The organism is Kribbella jiaozuonensis, assembly GCF_005233875.1.
Lineage (GTDB): Bacteria > Actinomycetota > Actinomycetes > Propionibacteriales > Kribbellaceae > Kribbella > Kribbella jiaozuonensis.
Genome location: NZ_SZPZ01000005.1, coordinates 453326 through 469875, shown reverse-complemented (window position 1 = coordinate 469875; position 16550 = coordinate 453326). Strand labels below are relative to the sequence as shown.

At 67.5% G+C, this 16550-nt stretch carries 15 protein-coding genes and 1 pseudogene; 11 read left to right on the top strand and 5 right to left on the bottom strand.

All coding sequences use genetic code 11. The features are described from left to right. Positions 1–75: 75 nt before the first annotated feature. Positions 76–1848, top strand: a complete 1773-nt coding sequence (locus FDA38_RS34325; protein WP_137258328.1) for a VanW family protein — start codon at positions 76–78, stop codon at positions 1846–1848. Positions 1849–1867: 19 nt separating this feature from the next. Here FDA38_RS34325 and FDA38_RS34320 read toward each other — a convergent pair whose 3' ends face one another. Continuing rightward, positions 1868–2305 (bottom strand): type II toxin-antitoxin system PemK/MazF family toxin, encoded by a 438-nt coding sequence (locus tag FDA38_RS34320; protein ID WP_137258327.1) that lies wholly within the window; start codon positions 2303–2305, stop codon positions 1868–1870. Between the two features lie 55 nt (positions 2306–2360). Between FDA38_RS34320 and FDA38_RS34315 the strand changes: the two genes are divergently transcribed. Then, positions 2361–3731, top strand: coding sequence for an MFS transporter (locus tag FDA38_RS34315; protein ID WP_233715101.1), 1371 nt, complete (start codon positions 2361–2363; stop codon positions 3729–3731). Here FDA38_RS34315 and FDA38_RS34310 read toward each other — a convergent pair. Beyond that, positions 3713–4639 (bottom strand): GNAT family N-acetyltransferase, encoded by a 927-nt coding sequence (locus tag FDA38_RS34310; RefSeq protein WP_137258325.1) that lies wholly within the window; start codon positions 4637–4639, stop codon positions 3713–3715. The two genes, FDA38_RS34315 and FDA38_RS34310, sit on opposite strands and share 19 nt — an antisense overlap. A 117-nt stretch (positions 4640–4756) precedes the next feature. Here FDA38_RS34310 and fdxA point away from each other — a divergent pair, with 117 nt between their 5' ends. Beyond that, positions 4757–5083 (top strand): ferredoxin, encoded by a 327-nt coding sequence (gene fdxA / locus FDA38_RS34305; protein ID WP_012923087.1) that lies wholly within the window; start codon positions 4757–4759, stop codon positions 5081–5083. Positions 5084–5128: 45 nt separating this feature from the next. Here fdxA and FDA38_RS34300 read toward each other — a convergent pair whose 3' ends face one another. Next, positions 5129–6076: a hypothetical protein gene (locus FDA38_RS34300; RefSeq protein ID WP_233715100.1), complete on the bottom strand. Its 948-nt coding sequence runs from the start codon at positions 6074–6076 to the stop codon at positions 5129–5131. Positions 6077–6213: 137 nt separating this feature from the next. Beyond that, the gene (gene dapD / locus FDA38_RS34295; protein WP_137258323.1) at positions 6214–7152 is read right to left on the bottom strand and encodes a 2,3,4,5-tetrahydropyridine-2,6-dicarboxylate N-succinyltransferase; all 939 of its coding nucleotides are present in this window, start codon (positions 7150–7152) and stop codon (positions 6214–6216) included. Between the two features lie 77 nt (positions 7153–7229). On the opposite strand from dapD, the gene FDA38_RS34290 reads away from it, so the two are divergent. The 8 genes and pseudogenes from FDA38_RS34290 to FDA38_RS34255 all read left to right on the top strand — a co-directional run bounded on the left by FDA38_RS34290 (position 7230) and on the right by FDA38_RS34255 (position 15000). Next, positions 7230–8054, top strand: a complete 825-nt coding sequence (locus tag FDA38_RS34290) for a phosphotransferase family protein (protein ID WP_233715099.1) — start codon at positions 7230–7232, stop codon at positions 8052–8054. Continuing rightward, positions 8051–8944 (top strand): Rossmann-fold NAD(P)-binding domain-containing protein, encoded by an 894-nt coding sequence (locus FDA38_RS34285; RefSeq protein ID WP_137258321.1) that lies wholly within the window; start codon positions 8051–8053, stop codon positions 8942–8944. Before FDA38_RS34290 ends, FDA38_RS34285 begins: the two co-directional genes overlap by 4 nt. A gap of 91 nt (positions 8945–9035) precedes the next feature. Continuing rightward, positions 9036–9773: a DUF3800 domain-containing protein gene (locus FDA38_RS34280; protein WP_137258320.1), complete on the top strand. Its 738-nt coding sequence runs from the start codon at positions 9036–9038 to the stop codon at positions 9771–9773. Between the two features lie 365 nt (positions 9774–10138). Beyond that, positions 10139–13019, top strand: a pseudogene (locus FDA38_RS43725) (GH92 family glycosyl hydrolase). A gap of 260 nt (positions 13020–13279) precedes the next feature. Continuing rightward, entirely contained in the window at positions 13280–13483 is a 204-nt protein-coding gene (locus FDA38_RS43505) for a CGNR zinc finger domain-containing protein (protein ID WP_267901775.1), read from the top strand. A gap of 78 nt (positions 13484–13561) precedes the next feature. After that, on the top strand, positions 13562–13861 hold the full coding sequence (locus FDA38_RS34265; RefSeq protein ID WP_137258319.1) for a hypothetical protein: 300 nt from the start codon (positions 13562–13564) through the stop codon (positions 13859–13861). A gap of 37 nt (positions 13862–13898) precedes the next feature. Continuing rightward, entirely contained in the window at positions 13899–14423 is a 525-nt protein-coding gene (locus FDA38_RS34260; RefSeq protein ID WP_325053129.1) for a barstar family protein, read from the top strand. A gap of 85 nt (positions 14424–14508) precedes the next feature. Next, on the top strand, positions 14509–15000 hold the full coding sequence (locus FDA38_RS34255; RefSeq protein WP_137258317.1) for a DUF4265 domain-containing protein: 492 nt from the start codon (positions 14509–14511) through the stop codon (positions 14998–15000). A 520-nt stretch (positions 15001–15520) separates the two neighbouring features. Here FDA38_RS34255 and FDA38_RS34250 read toward each other — a convergent pair. Beyond that, entirely contained in the window at positions 15521–16519 is a 999-nt protein-coding gene (locus tag FDA38_RS34250; protein WP_137258316.1) for a LacI family DNA-binding transcriptional regulator, read from the bottom strand. Positions 16520–16550: the final 31 nt, after the last annotated feature.

Sequence of the window (16550 nt, the reverse complement as noted above, 5' to 3'; positions counted from 1 at the left end):
TCGGAGGACCCTCTCGCGTCCCGTAAGATGTGCGCTTGTGCCTTGACCACGGCTCGAGCAGGAGGACTCTGTCCGGTGGGGAGAAAGCAGCTCGCGGGGATCATTGCCGCCGCGGGGCTCGGTGTGCTCGTCGTGGGGTACGGGGCGGCGTTCGCGTTCGCCGGAGACAAGATTCCCGGTGACACGACCGTGCTCGGGATCCCGATCGGCGGTCTCTCCAAGGACGCCGCGAAGACCAAGCTCGAGACCGGTCTGAAGGACCGGATCGCGGCTCCGATCGCGCTGAAGGCCGGCGAGACGAAGTTCACCGTGGCACCGGCCGACGCCGGGCTGACGGTCGACGTGGACGCCACCGTCGACGCCGCGGGAGCGGGCCGCAGCCTGTCCCCGGCCCGGATCTGGCACGCGCTCACCGGCGGGGACGCGGTCGCGCCGGTCGTCGAGAAGGACGACGCGAGGCTCAAGGCCGCCATCGACAAGCTCGCCGCGCAGGTGAACCGGCCGGCCACCGAGGGCACGATCACGTTCAAGGGCACCGAGCCGGTCACGCACCAGCCGGCCCCGGGCCTGCAACTGGACGCCGCGAAGGCGCCGGCGGCCGTGGTCGCGGCGTACCCCTCGGACGGCGATCCGAAGGACCTGCCGGTCGGCGTGACCCAGCCGAAGGCCGGGACCGACGCGATCAAGAAGGCGCTCACGGACTTCGCCGAGCCGGCCATGTCCGGCCCGGTCCGGCTGACCGTCGGCTCCAAGTCGGTCGAGCTGCAGCCGGCCGAGATCGCGCCGGCGCTGACGCTGACCGCGCAAGAAGGCCAGGTCATCCCGTCCCTGCGGACGAAGCTGCTGGAGCCGTTGTTCCAGCAACGCTTCAAGACGCTGGAGACGCTACCGAAGGACGCGACGGTGCAGATCGTCGGCGCCGGGCCGAAGGTGGTCCCGGCGATCGACGGCATGGTCGTTGACCGGACCAAGGTCGGGGCGGCGATCCTGGCGATCCTGCCGAAGCCGACCGGCGAGCGGCGGGCCGCCGTACCGCTGACGCCGACCAAGGCGACGTTCACCACCGAGCAGGCGACGGCACTCGGGATCACCCAGAAGATGGGCGAGTTCCAGACCCAGTTCCCGCACGCGCCGTACCGCAACACCAACATCGGCACGGCCGCGCGGAAGATCAACGGGACGCTGCTGAAGCCGAACGAGACCTTCAGCCTGAACAAGATCGTCGGCGAGCGGACCAAGGAGAACGGGTTCACCGAGGGCTACATCATCAGCGGCGGGAAGTTCGAGAAGGACCTCGGCGGCGGCGTCTCGCAGTCGGCGACCACGACCTTCAACGCGGCCTTCTTCGCCGGGCTGAAGGTTCTCGAGCACAAGGCGCACAGCGTCTACATCTCGCGCTACCCGGTCGGGCGGGAGGCGACGGTCGCGTGGCCGAACGTCGATCTGAAGTTCCTGAACGACTCGGGCCACGGGGTCCTGGTGCAGACGATCTTCAAGCCGTCGACCCCGGGGAACTCGGGCAGCATCCGGGTGATCATCTGGGGCACGAAGGTCTGGGACATCACCGCCGGGCAGTCGGCGAAGTCGAACTTCCGGCAGCCGGTCGTCCAGTACAACCCCGCGGCCGGGTGCGAGGCGCAGGCGCCGACCGCCGGCTTCGACATCACGATCTTCCGGTACTTCGCGAAGAACGGCGCTCGGGTCAAGACCGAGCAGTTCACCACGAAGTACAACGCCGCAAACGACATCCGCTGCGGCCCGAAGCCGGGCACCATCCCGACCCCGCCTCCCGGCGGCACCACCACGCCACCGGGCCGCGTCAAGCCACCGACGAAGCCGGCCAGCTAGCTCCTGAGGAGCAGGCCGGCTAGCTCCGGTGGAGCTGGTGGAGCTGAGCGGCCACCTGGTTGAACAGCTCCTCGTCGATCACGGCACCTTCGCGGCGGACCTGCTGCGGGTCGATGCGTAGCACCCGGTCGAGGCGGATCTCGCTCGGCCGGTGCTCCTTGTCCCAGGCCCCGCTGCCGATGTCCATCCACACCCGGCCCCAGCGCGCCTCGTCGGCGGCGTCGCGGTCGTGGTCCTTGCTGGTCAGGATGAGCGCCAGCAGGTAGACGCCGTCCGAGCCGACCACCAGCACCGGCCGGTCCTTGCCCCTGTGGTGGTCCTCCTCGAACGGCACCCAGGTCCAGACGATCTCGCCCGGATCGGCCACCCCGTCGTCCGGGTGCGGCTTGTACTCGACATGCACGGTCCCCTCGAAGTCCCCGGGGTACTCCGGACGCTCCACCACGTGATCCGCCATGGCACCCGAGCCTAATGCCCCTCACATCACGGCGGTCTCACACCGTTCCATCGACGTGCACATCACTCAGACACGAAATCGGGGCGCGATCCTCGCTGTCCTGCTCACCGGCCAGTTCATGGCCAATATCGACACCGCGGTCGCGAACGTCGCCGGCCCGTCGATCGGCGCCGATCTGCACGCCTCGGAGGGTGCGGTCGGCCTGGTCGTCTCCGGGTACGTCGTCGCGTTCGCCGTACTGCTGATCACCGGGGCGAGGCTCGGCTCGTCGCTCGGGTACCGGCGGACGTTCCTGCTCGGCCTGACCGTCTTCACCGCGGCATCTGCCTTGTGCGGCCTCGCTCCCGGAATCACGTTGCTCGTCGTCGCTCGCTTCGTCCAGGGCGCCGGTGCGGCGCTGATGGTGCCGCAGGTGCTCAGCGGCATCCAGTTGCACTTCGAGGGCCGTGACCGACTCAAGGCGCTCGGGTACTTCTCGATCGCGCTGTCCGGGGGCGCAGTAGCCGGTCAGCTGCTGGGTGGTGTGTTGATCGCTGCAGACCTCTTCGGCACCGGCTGGCGACCGATCTTCCTGGTCAACGTGCCCATCGGTATCGCACTGGCTGTGGCGGGTCGTCGCCTGCTGCCTGTCGATTCTGTCGGGCACCGCGACCGCCTGGACCTGACCGGCGTACTCGCCTTGTCCACAACGGTTCTACTGGTCATCGTGCCGCTCCTGCTCGGCTCCGAACGCGGCTGGCCCACCTGGTCCTGGCTCTGTCTCCTGCTCAGCCTGCCTGCCCTAGCGCTCTTCGAGTACGGCGAACGTCGTACGGCGGCGCGTGGTGGCCGCCCGCTCGTGGCGCGCCAGGTCCTGGCCGACCGCTCCGTCCGCGCCGGTCTGCTCGCCCACGGGTGCACCAGCGGCACGTACTTCGCTCTGCTCTTCGTACTCGCCCTCTACCTCCAGGGCGGGCTGCATAAGGGACCGGCGTACTCAGGGTTCGCCATGGTGGTCTGGGTGGCCGCGTTCGGTCTGGCCGGCCCGATCCTGCCCAAGCTGCGTAGGGGAGTGCGGTGGATGCCGGTTATCGGATGTCTGGTCCTGACTGCCGGCTACGTGGCCGTGCTGGCCTATCTGGTCCTGGGCGGCCGTACCGGCGCGTTGCTGTTCGCTCTGCTGGGCATTGGCGGGCTGGGGCTCGGTATCAGCGCCAACACCCTCATCGGTGCGGTCACGTCGCGCATGTCCTCGGAGTACGCCGCTGACCTCTCCGGAGTGGTCGCCACGAACGCACAGCTATCTGGAGCGCTCGGCGTCGCGTTGGCCGGCTCGACCTACGCCGCGCTCGCTGCAGACCCCAGCCGCGCGCTGGAGGTGGTGGTGGCGGGTTTCGTCGTACTGACGCTCATCGGGGCCGCTGCGGCTCACCGACTGGTCAGATAGCGGTACCGGTAAGCCTCCCGGTACCCGAGCCGCGTGTACGTCGCCATGGCGGCGGCGTTCTCGAGCAGCACCTCGAGATAGGTACGCCGCCCGCCGTGCGGCCCCGCCCACCGCGCCAGCCCCTGCACGATCGCCGTACCGAGCCCTCGTCGCCGATAGCCGGAGCAGACCCGGATCGCGTCCACACCGAGCCAGTGGCCGGTCATGGACCCCCGCCCGACCGCTACGACCTGCCCGTCCAGGCTGACCGACGCGAACACCGCCTTGGCGGCGCCCTCGAGCACCTGCGGGGCTACAACCGGCACCGGGCTGTCGAAGGCAGCTGCGTACCAGGCGTCGTTCGGCCGGTCGGCCACCTGCACGTCGTAGGCAGGCGTGGCGTTCACGTGGTCCAGCGTCGTGTGCATGACGAGGACATCGGACTGCTCCGGGCGCGCGTCGACCCACCCGCAGGCACGGATCTGCTCGTCCTGGGGACTGCCGAGGCGGATCTGGGCCTGTGCGGGCAGATTGCGCTCGGTATAGAAGCCGATGGCCTGCTGGAGGGCGTCCGGGACCGGCATACCGGGGTCGCCGGCGGGGAGGAGCGAGTTGCCGCGGCCGGTCCAGCCCGCGGATGCCCGCAGCAACCAGTGGCCGACGTACGCCGTCTCCGCTGCCGGGCGACCCAGCGCCGCGGTCAGGAACAGCTGGTCGACGTCCACCGGGCGCAGTGGCATCTCGGGGATCGTTTTGGCCGCCGTCACGTCCGCCGTCGGGATCTCGTGCACCGTGCCGTCCGCGTGCCGGACAGCCAGGATCTGGGGGTCTCCGGCCTGCAATACGCCGATCAGGTCGGTCAGACCGCCCGGTATCCGGTGCCGGACGACGACACGGTGGCCGATATCACGGGCGCCGAGGCCTGACACGATCCGGACTCCTGGCAAAGTGGGCGAAGTACTACCGTGATACTAGAGACACGAGCATCACCGCATCGCAGCACCCCGAAACCCACGCTGCGCTTGCCTGCCATAGGAGGAGTAGCAGTGACCTACGTCATCGCGCAGCCGTGTGTTGACCTGAAGGACCTCGCCTGTGTCGAGGAGTGCCCCGTCGACTGCATCTACGAGGGCAACCGGATGCTGTACATCCACCCCGACGAGTGCGTCGACTGCGGAGCTTGCGAGCCGGTCTGCCCGGTAGAAGCGATCTACTACGAGGACGACACCCCGGAGCAGTGGAAGGACTACTACACCGCGAACGTCGACTTCTTCAACGACCTCGGTTCGCCCGGCGGTGCGTCCAAGCTGGGCAAGATCGACAAGGACCACCCGTTCATCGCCGCGCTGCCGCCGCAGGAGCACGACGAGTAAGCAGCTGATCACAGAAATGGGACGCCCCGAGCGGGCGTCCCATTTCTATTGGTCCAGCACGTCCACGTGGACGTGGTCCAGGTGGCGGAGGATCTTGGGGTCTCCGGAGCGCTCCGGCGGCGTGTAGTCCCGCCAGCCGCTGTCCGACCGCCCGCCGGCCGTCCAGATCTTGTCGCTGAAGATGACCGTCTTGATCTTCAGCAGGTCGGCGCGGGCCACCAGGTACTGCGCGATCGCCCACCCCTTCGTCGTGTGCGCGGTCGAGATCGGCCGGACGAACACGTCCACTGCCCGCCCGTCATAGTGCGCCGACCCCTCCATATGCCCGGTCGACACCCCACCAGCGGCGTATCCACCGGTCGACAGCGTCCCGAACGTCCGGATCAGGTCCTTCCGTACGGCGTCCGCCCGCGGTGTCAGCCCATTGGGCCCGATCTTCTCCACCGGCACCGAGTCGGTGTTCACGGTGCAGCTGAACACGCTCTTCGACTGCCCGGTCAGAGCCGACGCCAGGACCCGGGCGTCCGCCTCGTGATCGGCGTACGCCGTCGGGAACGCGCTGCGCTGCACCTTGTCCGCGGCGACCGTGATCGCCAGCGTCTGGTAGTTCTTGATCTTCACCAGCGCGTCGTAGAACTTCCCGGTCGCGTAGTACGGGTCCTGCACCTGCTTCGCCGTACCCCAGCCCTGGGACGGCCGCTGCTGGAACAGCCCGAGCGAGTCCCGGTCCCCGTGCGCCAGGTTGCGGAGGTCGGACTCCTGGTACGCCGTCGCGAGCGCGATCGTCGCCGCGCGGGCCGGCAGCCCACGCCGTACGGCGGTGCCCGCGATGATCGCCGCCGCCTCGGCCTGCTCGAAGTCGAGCACGACCATCTGCCCGTTCACCGTCGCTGTGCACTGCTCGCGCGGCGGCAGGAGGTTGCCGACCTGCTTGCCGCCGAGCCAGGCGATACCGACGCCGACCGCGAGGCTGAGCACGCCAATGGCACCCACGGCCACGAGGGCACCACGCTTCACCGGCATACCGCTCCCAACGTCCGAGGGCGGGGGACAGGTTCCAGTTCGCCGATCACGAACTGGTTGACGTGTGCAGGTCTGTGTTGGTTGGCAAAGTCATACTTTCGTACAGGTCAGGCGTTGGCGTGCAGTGCCTCGTTGAGCGTGATGCCCTCGCCCTTGCGCGGCCGGGCCTCGACCGCGCCGGTGACCGAGTTGCGGATGAACAGCAGGCCGGGCTGCCCGGACAGCTCGCGGGCCTTCACCGTCGTGCCGTCCGGGAGGGTGACCTTGGTACCGGCGGTCACGTACAGGCCCGCCTCGACCACGCAGTCGTCGCCGAGTGAGATGCCGGTCCCGCCATTCGCGCCGAGCAGGCAGCGCTTGCCGATCGAGATGACCTGCTTGCCGCCGCCGGACAGGGTGCCCATGATCGACGCGCCCGCGCCGATGTCGCTGCCGTCGTCGACCACGACACCGGCCACGATCCGGCCCTCGACCATCGACGTACCGAGCGTGCCGGCGTTGAAGTTCACGAAGCCCTCGTGCATGACCGTCGTGCCCTCCGCGAGATGCGCACCCAGCCGGACCCGGTCCGCATCACCGATCCGGACACCGGACGGTACGACGTAGTCCGTCATCCGCGGGAACTTGTCGACGCTGGTGACGCCGAGGTGCTGCCCCGCGGCGCGGGCCCGCAGCCGGACGTTCTCGATCTCGTCGACCGGGACCGGGCCGAGGGACGTCCACGCGTTGTTGGGGAGGGCGGCGAAGATGCCGTCCAGGTTCACGCCGTGCGGGCGGACCAGGCGGTGGCTGAGCAGATGCAGGCGGAGGTACGCGTCCGCAGTACCGGTCGGGGCGTCGTCCAGCACGATCTGGGTCGCCACCACCTCACGCCGCACCTGCCGGAGGTCGTCGTGTCCCTCGGCGGCGATCAGCTCGGCCGGCGCCTTGGTGTCCTCTGGCCGCGCCCCGAGCGCAGGCGCCGGGTACCAGACGTCCAGGACGTCTCCAGCATTCGTCACGGTCGCAAGGCCGAAGCCCCAGGCATGCACGGCAGTCTCGGTCATGGCTACACCCTAATTCGGCGGCGATCCGGCGCGTGGCGTGGTCTACTCTTCGGATGCTTCCCGCCTGGCTTGAGGTTGTGTCGGATCCGGTTCTCGAAGCGACGAAGGCGCCTGGGGTCGGTGCGTTGAGCGGGGAGCTGCTGCGGCAGTGGGGGTCCTCGGAGGTGTGGCGGTTGTCGTACGGGCTTCGCAGCGTGATCGTGAAGCGGGGGACTGACGGGCAGGCGGACGAGGCGGCGGCGTACGAGCGTTTCGTCGTACCGCTCGAGCTGCCGGCGCCTGCGTTGCTGCATCGGTATCGGTCGCCGGAAGCGGGCGTGCTGGTGCTGGCGGACGTCGGGCGGGTGACGTTGGAGCAGGAGCCGAGTGCGGACGGGTTTCTGGCCGCTGCTGAGTTGGCGGCGACGATGCGGTCGAGGGAGGTGCCTGGACGCAGCGAGTTCCCGCCGGAGCGGGTGAAGGAACTGGCGGACCGGATCGGTCGGATCGACTTCGACCTCAGCCCGCTGACCGAGGCGCTGGCCGCTTTGCATCGGGACGCTCCCGTCAGGGTCGTGCATGGTGACTTCGTGCCGAAGAACCTGGTCACCGACGGCGTACGTTGGACCGCGATCGACTGGCCATGCGCCTACCTGGCACCGCATCTCAGCGACCTCTACACGCTCGTCCGCGACGCCGAGTCCCTCGGCCACGACCGCGCTACGATAGTTGCCCGCTACATCGATGCCGCAGGCACCAATCCTTCGTTGGTAGAGCGCCAGATGTTGGTCGGTGGCGGTTGCTTCTACCTGATCGCGTTGAACTTCATCGTCGAGGAAGGCCTGCGAACGATCCCGGAGTCGTCGGGCTGGATCGACGGTCTGCTCCGCGAACTCGCGGACGTCGTCGGAACCTTGTCGTGAAACTCCTGGTCCTCGGCGGTACGAAGAACCTCGGCCGCCACGTCGTCGAGGCAGCGCTTGCCTCCGGCCACGATGTCACGCTCTTCAACCGTGGTCAGACGAATCCATCATTGTTTCCTTGGGCTCGCCGTCTCGTCGGCGAGCGCGCGGCACCCGAGGCGTTGGCATCGGGCGAGTGGGACGGCGTGATCGACATGTCCGGCTTCCTCGTCCGGGACGTCTCGCTGAGCGCTTCGGTCCTGCGCGACCGATGCGGCTTCTACACCTACATGTCGTCGATCGCGGTCTACGCCAGCAAGGTGACCCCCGGCATGACGGAGTACGCACCGCTGCTGCCGTGGCCGGACGGTGCCCCCGAGGACCACTTCACGATGGACCTCTACGGCCCGTCCAAGGTCCGCAACGAATCGTTGCTCACAGCCACCTTCGGCGCCCGCACCGCCGCCGTACGCTCCGGCTTCGTAGTCGGCCCCCACAACCCCGACTTCGGCAACTGGGGCTGGGCCCTGGCCCACAACGAACCCCTCGAGTGCGCCGCCCGCCCCGACCAGCCCATCCAGTACATCGACGCCCGAGACCTAGCCGCCTTCCTCCTCCACCTCACCGTCCAGCGTTCCCCCGGCCCCTACAACGCCGTCGGCCCCACCCACACCATGACGGACCTGGCCAACGCCTGGCGCTCCGCCGTACCCACCCCTCCACCCGTCGACTGGCACCCCACCGAAGACCGCTTCCACCTCCCCCACAACGGCACCAACGACGGCACCTTCCAACTCGACAACACCCGAGCCCTGACCGCCGGCTTGCACCTGCGCCCACCCGAAGAGTCCGCCCGCGACTACGTCACCTGGATCCGCAAGGGGAACACCCCACCCGATCCGCCCCATTGATCGGGGCATCCTGGGGTATCCCGGGGCAGATATCCACAGACGCAGGTCGAAGCCCTCTGCGACGGTTCGTTGGCACCTAAGGTGTCGCTCCATGTACTTCGAACGGCCGCTGGTGCGTGCCTACGTGGACGAGACCGGCGACCGTGGTCTGTCGTCCAGATCGTCGCGGTACTTCGGCATGGTGGCCGTGGTCGTCGCCGACGAGGACGACCCGGGTCTGAGGCGCGCAATCGCTGAGTGCCGTCGGCGGCTGTCAGTTCCCGCAGGCAAGCCTTTGCACTGGACCGAGCACGTGAAGCGCTACCCACGCAGACAGTTCGTCGCAGCGCAGCTCGCCGCGGTGCCGGGCGTTGTCTTGAGCATCGTGCTGGTCGAGAAGGCCGCCGTCGCCGACGGCATCTCGGACCAAGTTGCCTTCTACAACTTCGTCGCCGGGCGAGTCCTCGAACAGGTCCTGGACACTGCCGACGACTGGCCCGGAGGTCGGCGGGACGTCGTGATCACCTTCGGTCACGTGCGTGGCTTCAAGCACGACGAGACCCTGGCCTGGTTCGAGAAACTGCGAGCGAGCGACTCGGCCGAGTCTCCTTGGGACCTGCTGCGAGGCAGGCCAACGTTCCTGGGACCGGGCCAGCTCGACGGTCTGCAGGCGGCGGATCAGTACTGCGGCATGCTGCGCGCCGCCCTGGAGGCGGACGAGTTCGGCGGTTTCGAAGCGCACCACCTGCTGGCGGTCCGGCCGCAGATCCGCTACCCCGGCGGGTTCGAAGGGATCGTGCTGCCGGGCACGATGAAGGCGTACCCGTGGTGGCCGGAGGACGGGTTCTGAAAAGTGGAACGAGGCCTTCGATGGTCCGGAGCGCCGCACCTGACAGGCGGGTCTGACAGCAGACCTGGCGTTCTCTCCGCGGCCATCGAAGGCCTCGTGATGGTCAGTTTAGCAGTCCGTCCACGATGGAAACGTTCCTCCCGCGGCGGCGCACTGATACGTAACATTGCGCCGTGATCATTGAGACCGGTGGTGGACCAGGTGGACCGACCAGCCCGCGGGCTGGGTTCAGCAGCGTGGAGGGGACCCGGTACTCGGGGACTTCTGGTGGGCGGCAGGAGGTTGGGCTGCCGGGGGCCGGGGGAGTGGTCGCGGCGGGGGATCGGTTGCGGTACAAGATCTATCCGGTGCTTGATGCGGGGCTGATGTACGCCGCGACGTACGCTGCCGTGGAGCTGGTTTTCGCGGACGGGACTCGGTTTTTCGGTGTGGACCAGTACGGGAAGCCGGCTGATGCGGCTGGCCAGGGTGCGGCGAAGATCCTGTACGCCGACCAGTGGAACGACGTGCAAGTTGATCTGACTGCTTTTGCGGGGAAGACGGTCGCCGACGTCCTGCTCGTGGTGGATGCACCCGGGGCGGGGGAGTTCGAGGGGTGGATCGACGACGTCGAGATCGGGCCGGCTGGTGTGGAGCCGGACGGGTCGGATCTCGCGGCGTACGTCGACACCCGTCGCGGGACCAACGCCAGTCACGACTTCTCCCGCGGCAACACCCTTCCGATCACCGCCTGGCCGAACGGGTTCAACTTCCTCACCCCGGTGACCAACGCGTCGACGTACCGCTGGCCGTACGAGTACCACCGTGCCAACAACGCGGACAACCGTCCCGAGCTGCAGGGCCTCACGTTCTCGCACCAGCCGAGTCCGTGGATGGGCGATCGCGACCAGCTCACGATCATGCCGGTCGCGGCCGCCGAGCCGCTGGGTGATCCGGCCGAGCGCGCGGTCGCGTTCAGCCATGACGACGAGGTCGCGCGGCCCGATCTCTACGCGGTCGCGCTGGCGAACGGCGTACGCGCGGAGATCGCCCCGACCGACCACGGCGCGATCTTCCGTTTCACGTTCCCGGCCGACGCGGCGGGGCGGCACCTGGTCTTCGACACGATCGACGAGAACGGCGCTTTCTCGTACGACGGGACCGCGGTGACTGGCTGGGTCGAGAACGGCGCGGAGACCGGGCGGACGCGGATGTTCTGCTACGGCACGTTCTCAGTCGCACCGATCGGTTTCGGCGAGGCGTCCGGCGGGCGGGAGAACGCGCGGGCGGCGAGCTTCGACGTACCTGAGGTGACGTTGCGGATGGCAACGTCCTTCATCGGGGTCGAGCAGGCGCGGCACAATCTCTCGCTCGAGCTCGGCGGGAGCTTCGAGGAGATCCAGGCGGCGGCCAACGCTGCTTGGAATGAACGGCTTGCGGTAATGCGGCCCGAGGGCGCGACGCCGCCGCAGCTGCGGACTGTTTACGGCAATCTCTACCGGCTCAACCTCTACCCGAACTCGCACTTCGAGAACGCGGGAACGGTTGACGAGCCGTCGTACGTGTATGCGAGCCCGGTGCTGCCCGTCGAGGGTTTGGCGACCGATGTCTCGACCAACGCGGTCGTGAAGCCCGGCAAGATGTATGTGAACAGTGGGTTCTGGGACACCTACCGGACGGCGTGGCCGGCGTACGCGTTCTTCTACCCGGCGTTGACCGCGGAGCTGATCGACGGGTTCGTGCAGCAGTACCGCGACGGCGGGTGGATCGCGCGGTGGTCGTCGCCGGGGTACGCCGACTGTATGACCGGGACGAGCTCGGACGTGTCGTTCGCCGACGCCTACCTCAAGGGTGTCGAGTTGGTCGACCCGTTGGCGACGTACGACGCCGGGCTCCGCAACGCGACCGTCGCGCCGGAGGCGACCCGAGGTCGGGCGGAAGGGCGTGGAGACCGGGTTCTTCGCCGGGTATGTGAGCACGGACACCGAGGAGAGCGTGTCGTGGTCGCTCGAGGCGTATCTGAACGACTTCGGGCTGGCGTCGATGGCGTTGCAGTTGTCTGAGGTGTTTCCTGATCGGCGTTCGCAGTTGCTGGAGGAAGCGGAGTACCTGCGCCGGCGGTCGTTGAACTATGTCCTGCTCTTCGACCCCGCGGTCAACTTCTTCCAAGGCCGCCTGGCCGACGGGACCTTCGCCAAGTCACCCGGCGACTTCGACCCCGAGGAGTGGGGCGGCGACTTCACCGAGACCGACGGCTGGAACTTCGCCTTCCACGTCGCCCACGACCCACGCGGTCTCGCCAATCTGTACGGCGGCCGTCGCGGTCTCGAGGCCAAGCTCGACGGGTTCTTCTCCACCCCCGAACTGGCCACGAAGAAGGGCACGTACTCGATCGTCATCCACGAGATGGTCGAGGCGCAGGCCGTCCGGATGGGCCAGTTCGGCTTCAGCAATCAGCCGGCCCACCACATCGCCTGGCTGTACAACTACGCGGGCGCCCCACACAAGACGCAGGCCATCGTCCGCGAGGTCCTGGACCGGTTGTACGTCGGCGAGCAGATCGGCCAGGGCTACCCCGGCGACGAGGACAACGGCGAGATGTCCGCGTGGTACCTCTTCGCCGCCCTCGGCCTCTACCCTCTCCGCGTAGGCGCCCCCGACTACGCCATCGGCTCTCCACTCTTCCCGCGTGTCGTGGTCAACCCGCTCGGCGGCCGACCCTTGACCGTCACCGCCTCCGGGGCCGAAAACCCTTACGTCCAAGACGTCCTGGTCGACGGCAAACCGTTGCCCACCGCATCCATCACCGCCGCCGAACTGGCCGCAGCCGAACACCTGGACTTCACCCTCGGCGCCACCCCGTCAGACTGGGCCACCCTGGACTCCCCACCGGCCCTAACCCTCGACGACGCCGTCCCGACCCCGCTCACCGACCTGATCCCCCGCGACCCCAACAACCCCCTCTTCGACGACACCTCCACCACCTCCGCCGAGGTCGAGACCGTCACCTGGTCCCTCCCAGCCCCGGCGACCCCCACCATGTACACCCTCACCTCACCCTCCACAGGCCCAGCCCCAACCTCCTGGCACCTGGAAGGCTCCCCCGACGGCACCACCTGGACCGTCCTAGACACCCGCACCAACCAATCCTTCCCCTGGCCCCGCCAAACCCGCCCCTTCACCATCCCCACCCCCACCACGTTCCAGCACTACCGCCTAACCTTCCCCACCCCCACACCCCTCACCCAAATAGAACTCCTCAACTAACCGCACACCGTCCAAAGGACACCGCTTCGCGGCGACTGTCTTGTTGGCCGGCTCCGCCGGCGCGCGGACTGCGTCGACACGTCCACGTGGTCCGCGCGCTCAACTGTTGCGGGCTGCATGTCGTGTCCGCTCTGGCCGGCGGACTCCGACCGTAGGAAAGGACACCGCTTCGCGGCGGCTGTCTGGTTGGCCGGCTCCGCCGGCGCGCGGACTGCGTCGACACGTCCACGTGGTCCGCGCGCTCAACTGTTGCGGGCTGCATGTCGTGCCCGCCGTGGCCGGCGGACTCCGACCGGAGGAGAGGACGCCTGGCCCTCTGCGCCTCACCAACCTGCCAAGCCGCCTTCTTCGACACCAGCCAAAGCCGCACCCGCAAATGGTGCGATATGAACACCTGTGGTAACCGCCAGAAAAAGCCCGCTTCAACGCCACCCACCCCAAGGCCCCGCACACCAGCGAACTGATCACCACTGCGGCATCTAGGCGGCCCGCAGGCAACTGCACATATGTCGCAGGCCAATCGACCATGATGACGGAGGACCGTGAGCGATCAGATCCGCATTCCGATCTCGACAATGAAGCGGAGTGCGCGGGTGCTCTTGGACCATGTCGAGCAGCTCGAGGGGGAGTCCGTTGCCATCGACAAGGACTTCTTCTGGGCGATTCCACCGGATCAGCTCTATGACGTCTCCCATGAGCCGTCCGACTTCACGGTAGGTCAGCTCAGCGAGTGTTTGGAGAGAGCTGAAGCGATCGTTGCCCAGCCAAGTGACGCGACCTCGTACGGTCTGGTGTGGCTCGCGGAGTTGATCCGGGCGGTCGGGTACAGCGTCGTGACATAGATTCGGGTCGACGTCACGGGAACTGCGGTTACAACAGGTGCTGGCGGCAGTGCCTCCGGCATCACTAACCACAGTTCATAAGGTAGGAGCTGTGACCGCATGGGAGGACGTATCGAGCGCAGCTGGACCGTGGGTTCACCACGCGGCGGCAGAGAGTCTGCCTTCGATCCTTGAGAGTGCGGCGACTGCGGATGTGCTGCTCGTCCAGCTTGACGGTGCTCGAATGCGCTCGCTCGAGGGCGTTTATCGGGAGTATCTGCGCGAGTTCTCGTTCCCCGAGTACTTCGGCTGGAACTGGGCGGCGTTCGATGAATGCATGAAGGAACTAGAGGGTCAGCCCGCGCACGCCTATCTGACGATCATCACGCGTGGTGGCGAGGTCCTATCGGACGAGCCTGAGGAGCTGAGCACGTTCCTTCGCCGGCTCGAGGAGATCGGACGCCGTTGGAGCGGTGCTTTCGCCGTTGGCCCCGCGTGGGGTGGCGGCGAGGTTCCATTCCACACCGTGGTCATCGACGGCAGTGACACGCTCGACGTCCCCACGACGCGCGAGGACGCGTGACAGGAGGGCCCTCTCTGGCGTTGTTTGCCAGTGATCGTCGTAGGTCTTCGAACGCTTGAACAGCTGAGATGTAAGGTCTTTCGAGGTGGATCCGATCAAGTTCATCGTGCACGACGAGCCTGCGCTTCGGGCTGAGAGTAATTACATTGCGAGGGTCGATCTTGCTCCCTTCGAGTTCGAAGGTCAGGTGGAGCAGGTTTGGCTTCGACGTGTGGCCGACGACGGTCAGGCTGTTCTGTGTTGCATCCCGTTCCGGGCCTATGGCCTCGCCTTGCGAGACACGGTGCGATTGTCTGCTGAAAGTACCGTGATCGAACTCGTCAAACCTTCGGGAAGTCGAGCCTTGAGAGCGTTGATCGCGGAACTCGATGTAGAGCAGATCCGGACGGTCAAGGCGGAAGTCGATGCACGGATTTCGCAGGCGGGACTGCTCTTCGAGTGGAGTGGTGATCGGCACGTGGCAGTCGATGTGTTGCCCGGTGCCGACGCAGAAGCCATCATGGACTACTTCGACGTTGAAGAGGCAGCGGATCGCCTGTACTGGGAGTGGAGCGACGTCGTTCGCTTTCGCATCTGAGTCTCGCGGATCGCTGCTCAATAGCAGCTCAGCGGAGGATGCGCGGGTGATCGACGCCTGCTTCAAGCGGGAAGTATCTGCTTGCCCGCCGCTGGCGTGACTAAGACCGGCCAGCCCGGTCCGCTCGCCGCCGGAGGCGGCCCCGAACCGCAGTCGCTGTGGAGCGGTGTCCGACCTGGGGAGTCACATGAGCACAGTTGCTGGCGGCGGGGCGTTCGCTCGTGGTGCGGTTCCGCGCGCGCCGAAGGCGCCAAATGGTCAGCCGCCGCGAAGCGGTGTCGGATCTACGTTTCCCCAGATGTCCCAGTAGCTGGCGGGAGTGCGGTCGTCGTCGTCACGGTTCCGCGCGCCGCCGTAGGCGGCTAAAAGTCAGTCGCCGCGGAGCGGTGTCCGATGTGCGGTTGCTGGGTGTCCCGGTTGTCCGGCGGGAGGACGTTGGCGCATGGGTCCGGTCCGTGCGCCGCCGGAGGCGGCCATAAGAACAGTCGCCGCGGAGCGGTGTCCTTTGGCGGGTGTTCCGCTACTTCTTCGGGGCGGACGTGGCTCGGATGTGGAGTTCGGTGCGGAGGGTGACGGTGGAGGGTGGGCGGCCGGGGGAGGTGGTGCGGTCTTTCAGGAGCATGCCGGCGGTTCGGCCCAGTTCGTAGGTGGGTTGGGCGACGGTGGTGAGGCTGGGGACGACTAGGTCGGCCCAGGGGATGTCATCGAAGCCGACTACGGCGATGTCGTCGGGGGAGCGGAGGCCTTTGCGGGCCAGGCATTCGAGGGCGCCGACGGTCATCAGGTTGTTGGTGGCGAACAGGGCCTCAGGCGGGTCGGCCAGTTCGAGCAGGCTTTCCATTGCGGCGTACCCGCCGGCCTCGCGGAAGTCGGCATGCCGCACGAGATCCTTGTCATAGCGGATCCCACCAGCACGCAACGCCGACCGATATCCACCGAGACGATCCATCGCCGTCGACACCTTGCGCGGGCCGGTGATGCAAGCGATCCGCCGATACCCGCCGTCGATCAAGTGTTTGACGCCCTCAAACGCTCCATGCTCGTTGTCCACGAGCACCGTGTCCGCCTCGACGCCCTCGACGCGCCGGTCGATCATCACGAGCGGGATCTTCGCGTCCGCGAGCAGCTGCACACCCTCCGCGGTCGACGTCGGCGAGATCACCACGCCCGCCATCTGATCGGTCAGTACGGCGGACGCGTACGCCGCCTCCTTGGCCGGATCCTCGTCGGAGTTGCACAGTACGACGTGGTAGCCCTCCGTCTGCGCCACGTCCTCGAGCCCGCGGACCAAAGAGGTGAAGAACGGGTTCTCGATGTCGGAGATGACGACGGCCCACAGGTTCGTTGAGGACTTACGGAGGTTACGAGCGACGCCGTTCGGGCGGTAGCCGAGTTCCGCGACGGCGGCGCGGACCTTCTCGGACAGCTCCGGGTCCACGTTGCGCCGGCCGCTCAGGACCCGCGACACCGTCGCCGGAGACACCCCCGACCTACGCGCTACGTCGTAGATCGTCGTCATACCCGCTCCCCGCTGGAGATCCGATGGTCGT

Coding starts and splice junctions, on each gene's coding strand:
- FDA38_RS34250 (WP_137258316.1), bottom strand. CDS start 16,519: ATGACGACGATCTACGACGTAGCGCGTAGGTCGGGGGTGTCTCCGGCG.
- FDA38_RS34280 (WP_137258320.1), top strand. CDS start 9,036: ATGTACTTCGAACGGCCGCTGGTGCGTGCCTACGTGGACGAGACCGGC.
- FDA38_RS43505 (WP_267901775.1), top strand. CDS start 13,280: ATGTCGTGCCCGCCGTGGCCGGCGGACTCCGACCGGAGGAGAGGACGC.
- FDA38_RS34320 (WP_137258327.1), bottom strand. CDS start 2,305: ATGGCGGATCACGTGGTGGAGCGTCCGGAGTACCCCGGGGACTTCGAG.
- dapD (WP_137258323.1), bottom strand. CDS start 7,152: ATGACCGAGACTGCCGTGCATGCCTGGGGCTTCGGCCTTGCGACCGTG.